Source organism: Gemmatimonadota bacterium (assembly GCA_016209965.1).
Classification (GTDB): domain Bacteria; phylum Gemmatimonadota; class Gemmatimonadetes; order Longimicrobiales; family RSA9; genus JACQVE01.
Map to the genome: position 1 here is coordinate 1 of JACQVE010000310.1, position 5,436 is coordinate 5,436.

5 protein-coding genes are annotated in these 5,436 nt (G+C 69.2%); 1 reads left to right on the forward strand and 4 read right to left on the reverse strand.

What is annotated here, in order from left to right; genetic code table 11:
• From HY703_12230 to uvrA, 4 genes are all read right to left on the reverse strand, one after another.
• Positions 1–414 (reverse strand): AI-2E family transporter (locus tag HY703_12230; GenBank protein ID MBI4545958.1); only part of this gene is annotated, 414 nt, incomplete at its 3' end.
• Positions 415–481: 67 nt separating this feature from the next.
• Positions 482–1,288, reverse strand: a complete 807-nt coding sequence (locus HY703_12235) for a PspA/IM30 family protein (GenBank protein MBI4545959.1) — start codon at positions 1,286–1,288, stop codon at positions 482–484.
• A 4-nt stretch (positions 1,289–1,292) separates the two neighbouring features.
• Positions 1,293–1,700, reverse strand: coding sequence for a hypothetical protein (locus HY703_12240; GenBank protein ID MBI4545960.1), 408 nt, complete (start codon positions 1,698–1,700; stop codon positions 1,293–1,295).
• A gap of 204 nt (positions 1,701–1,904) precedes the next feature.
• Positions 1,905–4,886, reverse strand: coding sequence for an excinuclease ABC subunit UvrA (gene uvrA, locus HY703_12245; GenBank protein MBI4545961.1), 2,982 nt, complete (start codon positions 4,884–4,886; stop codon positions 1,905–1,907).
• A gap of 370 nt (positions 4,887–5,256) precedes the next feature.
• On the opposite strand from uvrA, the gene HY703_12250 reads away from it, so the two are divergent.
• The coding region (locus HY703_12250) for a hypothetical protein (GenBank protein ID MBI4545962.1) at positions 5,257–5,436 on the forward strand (180 nt) is incomplete at its 3' end.

Below are 5,436 nucleotides of genomic sequence, written 5' to 3' on the forward strand. Positions count from 1 at the left end.
CCCCCCCACCTGCTGCACGATGGTGCCTACATAGCTTTCCCCCTCCCGCAGCGGCCCCAGGATCTGGGCGGCGACCGGCGACTTGGCGGCGAGCGCCAGGAGCTGGGCCTCCCAGCGCACCAGTTGAGCGGGCAGGGCCTGGACGAGTTCCTCACTCTGCTCGGCGACGGGCGGCACGACGAGGTAGGCGATGCCGACCCCGCCGAGCAGAGTGAGGAGCACGGCGCTGGCGAGCGCGATGCCGCGGGGCGCGCCGACCCAGCGCTGCAAGCTGTCGGTGGCCGCGCCGAGGTAGAGTCCGAATAGTACGGCAATGAAGAGGAGGAGCAGGATCTCGGCGACGCTGTAGAGGAAGAGCAGCACCAGCGCCGCGAAGATCGCGGTCAGCAGCCCGCCGTATCGTACTCGAGCCACGCGCCCGTCAACCTCCGCCCTGGTTGTCCGGCCGGGAGCAGCTCACCGGGTGGTCGAGCTCGACCACTCAGCTCTCTTCCTCCAGCTCTGCCTCCCGGACCTCGCCCATCTCTTCGGCTTCGCCGACATTGGCGGGCCTGAGCCGCTTGGCGGCCGGCTGGGCCGCCTGGCCGGCGGGCAGTGCGGCCTGCTCGGCCCCCGCGGGCAGCCCCATGCGCGTCTTGAGCGCCAGCAGCCGCTGGTCCACCGAGTCGCCAGTTTCGAGGCGCGCGAACTCCTTCTCGAGGGTGTCACCAGTGAGCGTTTCCTGCACCTCGGCGGCGGCCACCGCACGGCGCTCCGACTCCTCGATGCGCTCCGCCATGCGCTCGAAGGCTTCAAAGGCGGAGCGGTCGCTCAGCCCGGCCATGGTCTCGTGGATGCGCCGCTGCGCCTGTGCCCGCTTCTGCTTGGCGATGAGCAGGTTCTTCTTGCGCTTGGCTTCCTCAATCTTGTCATTGAGCTGCTGCAGCGAGCCCTTCAGCTTCTCCGTCTCCACAGCCTGACGGCGCCAGGTCTCGTCCAGGGCCAGGGCGCGTTCCGCATGCTCCTGCTGCCGCAGCAGCGCCTGCTTGGCCAGGTCGTCGCGAGCCTCCCGGACCGCGAGCATGGCGCGGTGCTCCCAGTCCGCGGCTTGCTTCTGCTCCTCATCAACCTGCGCCTTCAGCTTGCGCTCGTCCGCAATCGCGACCGCGACTTCCTGCTTGGCCCGGGCCAGTTGCTCGCGCATGTCCGTGATGATCTGGTTGAGCATCTTCTCCGGGTTCTCCGCCCGCGCAATCGCATCATTGATGTTGGAGCGGATCAGCATGGACAGCTTCTGAAAGATCCCCATGGCGTTAGCCCTCGTGCGCGACGGGTGCGAGCTCGGCCAGGTTAGGCAAGTGGCTGGACGCCGCCAGGACCAGGCTCTCGTAGGAGCTGCGGAACTCGTGGAACTGCAGGTCCTCGAGCTCGAGCGCGTCGGAAAGGATGACGTCGCCCTCCTCGATGCCGTAACTGCCGTGCACAATATCGGTGGCGTTCAACTCGAGCAGCCGGCGATAGAAGCCGGCGAGACGGGCATCATCGGAAACTGCCGGCAGCTCCATGACTTTGAGGCGCAGCAGCACGACGGGCGGCGAGTAATGGACGACGACCGTGGCCGCGCCGTCCGGCCCGGGGATGACCCACATGCCGTCATCGACCTCCTCGTGCTCGACACCCATGCGCAGGAAGAAGCTCTCCAGGTCTTCACGTTTGGTCATGAGGTGCTCCGGAAAAAGGGCGTGCTATCCTTACGCTAGCGAACGAGTTAGGGTTTCGGCAAGGGCTGGCCGCCGGGACGCGGCGGCCACACCCGCCATGTTCCCGTTTCGCCATGTCGCCGCATCGGCGCATCGCCGTGTCGGGTACGGGCACGGGCACGGGCACGGGCACGGGTACGGGCACGGGTACGGGGGGACCCCACCTCACCCTACCGCCGCCAGGCCCAGAGCATCGGCGAGGAAGCGGCCCGTGTGGGACACGGGGTTGGCGGCCACGGCTTCGGGTGGGCCGGCTACGACCACGGCGCCGCCAGCGCGGCCGCCCTCAGGGCCGAGGTCGATGATCCAGTCGGCGGTCTTGATGACCTCGAGGTTGTGCTCGATGACCACGACAGTGTTGCCGCGCTCGACCAGGCGGTGCAGCACCTGGAGCAGGAGGCGCACGTCCTCGAAGTGCAGGCCGGTGGTGGGCTCGTCGAGCAGGTAGAGTGTCTGGCCCGTGTCGCGCTTGGACAGCTCGGTGGCCAGCTTAACGCGCTGCGCTTCGCCGCCGGACAGGGTAGTAGCGGCCTGCCCCAGGTGGATGTAGCCGAGGCCGACCTCGGAGAGCGTCTCGAGGCGGCGGCGGATCGAGGGAACGGCGTCGAAGAATTCCAGGGCCTCGGCCACGGTCATCTCGAGGACATCCGCGATGGTGCGACCCTTGTAGTAGACCTCGAGGGTCTCGCGGTTGTAGCGGCGGCCGCGGCAGACGTCACACGGGACGTAGACGTCGGGCAGGAAGTGCATCTCGATCTTGACCAGCCCGTCGCCCTGGCAGGCCTCGCAGCGCCCACCCTTGACGTTGAAGGAGAAGCGGCCGGGCGCGTAGCCGCGCAGCCGCGACTCGGGGAGTTCCGCAAACAGTTGACGGATGGGCGTGAACAGGCCCGTATAGGTGGCGGGGTTGGAGCGCGGGGTGCGGCCGATCGGGGACTGGTCAATGTCGATCACCTTGTCCAGGTGCTCGATGCCGTCCAGGCCGTCGTGGGCGCCGGGGATGACGCGGGTGCGGTAGAATTGGCGGGCCAGTGCGCGGTAGAGAATGTCGTTCACCAGGGTGCTCTTCCCCGAGCCGCTGACGCCGGTGACGGCAATGAAGGTGCCGAGCGGGAAGCGGACGTCGATGCTGCGCAAGTTGTGCTGGCGCGCGCCGCGCACGACCACCTCGTGGCGTGGGCGGGGGCGGCGCCGCTCGGCAGGGATAGGGATCTGGCGATCGCCCCGCAGGTAGTCGGCCGTGAGTGAGCCGGGCACCTGCAGCACGGACTCGAGCGGCCCTTCCGCCACCACGTAGCCGCCGTGGCGCCCGGCGCCAGGGCCGAGATCGATCACGTGATCCGCCTGCAGGATCGTCTCCCGATCATGCTCGACCACCAGCACCGTGTTGCCCAGGTCGCGGAGCTGCTTGAGCGTCATAAGCAGGCGTTCGTTGTCCCGCTGGTGCAGCCCGATCGATGGCTCGTCCAGGATGTAGAGCACGCCGACCAGCCGGCTGCCGATCTGCGTGGCCAGGCGGATGCGCTGCGCCTCGCCGCCGGCGAGCGTGTCCGCGCTGCGGCCCAGGGTCAGGTACTCGAGGCCCACGTTCACCAGGAAGCGCAGGCGGTCGCGGACTTCCTTCAGGATGGGGCCGGCGATCTCGGCGGGCAGAGGATCGGGCTCGGGCTCCGCGCCTTCGGCGCTGGGCTCCGCTCCGCTGGGCTCCGGCGCTGCGCGCCTGGGCTCGGCACCGCCTGATTCCGAGCCCGCGCCCGAGCCCAGCCGCGGCGCAGCCGAGGCGGAGCCCGAGCCCGAGAGCCGCAGCTCCTGGAACAACTCGAGCGCCTCGATCACGCTCAGCTCGACGACCTCGCGGATCGAGCGTCCGGCGACGGTGACGGCGAGGCTTTCCGGCTTGAGGCGCGCGCCGGCGCAGGCGTGGCAAGGCAGGGTGGACATGTACTCGTCGAGCTGCTCGCGGACGGCGTCGGACGACGTCTCCTGGTAGCGGCGCATGACGTGGGCCAGGACACCCTCCCACGGCTCCTGGTAGTGCCCCTTCTGCCCGCTGACGCGGTAGGGGAAGCGAAGCTTCTCGCCGCCCGAGCCGTAGAGGATGGCGTGGCGCACGCGGTCAGGGAGCTGTCCCCAGGCGGCGTTCGGGTCGAAGTCGTAGTGCTCAGCCAGCCCGGGGATGATCGAGCGGCGCAGGTGGCCGGTGGGCTCGCCCCAGGGCAGGATCACGCCTTCGAGGAGTGAGATAATCGGGTCGCCTACCACCAGCTCGGGGTTGACCTCACGGCGCGTGCCCAGGCCGCCGCACGCCTCACAGGCGCCGTAAGGCGAGTTGAAGGAGAACTTGCGGGGCTCCAGCTCGGGCAGGCTGGTGCCGCAGTGCACGCAGGCGTAGCGCTCGCTGAACAGATGAGTGCGCGGCTGGGCGGCGCGGTGGTCCACGATCTCGACCACGCCGGGCGCGGTCATGAGCGCGAGCTCGACGGAATCGGCGAGGCGGGCGCGGTCTTCCGGCCTCACGACCAGCCGGTCCACGACGACGGCGATCTCGTGGTTCTCGTAGCGGTTGAGCCGTGGCGGGTTCTCCACTTCGTAGAGCTCTCCGTCCACGCGCAGGCGCACGAATCCCTTGCGCCGCGCCTCCTCGAACAGCTCGCGGAACTCACCTTTCCGGCCGCGCACCAGTGGCGCCAGCACCTCGAGGCGGGTGCCGGCCGGCCAGGCGAGCACCTGGTCCACGATCTGGCTGGCGGACTGGCGGCGCACGGGCCGGCCGCAGGTGGGGCAGTGCGGCACGCCGCAGCGCGCCCACAGCAACCTGAGGTAGTCGTAAATCTCGGTGACCGTGCCCACGGTGGAGCGCGGATTCCGCCCCGTCCACTTCTGCTCGATGGAAATGGCGGGCGAGAGCCCCTCGATGACGTCGACGTCCGGCTTCTCCATGACGCCCAGGAACTGGCGGGCGTAAGCGGAGAGGGACTCGACATAGCGGCGCTGCCCCTCGGCGTAGATGGTGTCGAAGGCGAGCGACGACTTGCCCGAGCCCGAGAGCCCGGTGATCACGACCAGCCGGTCGCGCGGGATCTCGACATCAATGTTCTTCAGGTTGTGCTCGCGCGCGCCGCGGACAACCAGCTTCTCTTCACGCATAACCCAAGAAGGTGACGCGGGCGGGCGTGCCGGTCAAGCCGAAGCACGCGGGTGCCTTCTACCCCGGGGGGCGCAAGCTGCTCCGGAGTCAGCGCCCAGACCGACGGCGCCCAGACCGACGCCGCCAGCCCTCTTGCCCTCTTGCCGGCAACATTGCCTGGGCCGTGCGGCGGGCCTAAGTTGCGCCCCAGGCAAGCCACACACACCTCCCCCGAAACGCGATCAGGCGACCCCGCCGCAACAGCATCGGCCCGAAGCGCCGCGGATGTGGTCGGCCGGGGGCAAGCTTCGGCATACACTGGCTGTCCGGCCGTAATGCAAGACGGTCGACCGGGCTGATTGTGGTCCCCTTCATTCGAGGAGGTGCAATATGTCTGCCCGTACAATCGTCCTGGCGGCGGGCCTGGTCCTGGGCGTCGCTGCCTGCACCGAGCGGGCGCCACCCCTGGCCCCGGCAACGGACCCCGAGCCCCGCGCCACCTATGTCGGCACACCCTGCGTGTTCACGGTGAGCGGGAGCACCATGACCCTGACCGCCGACTGCACAACC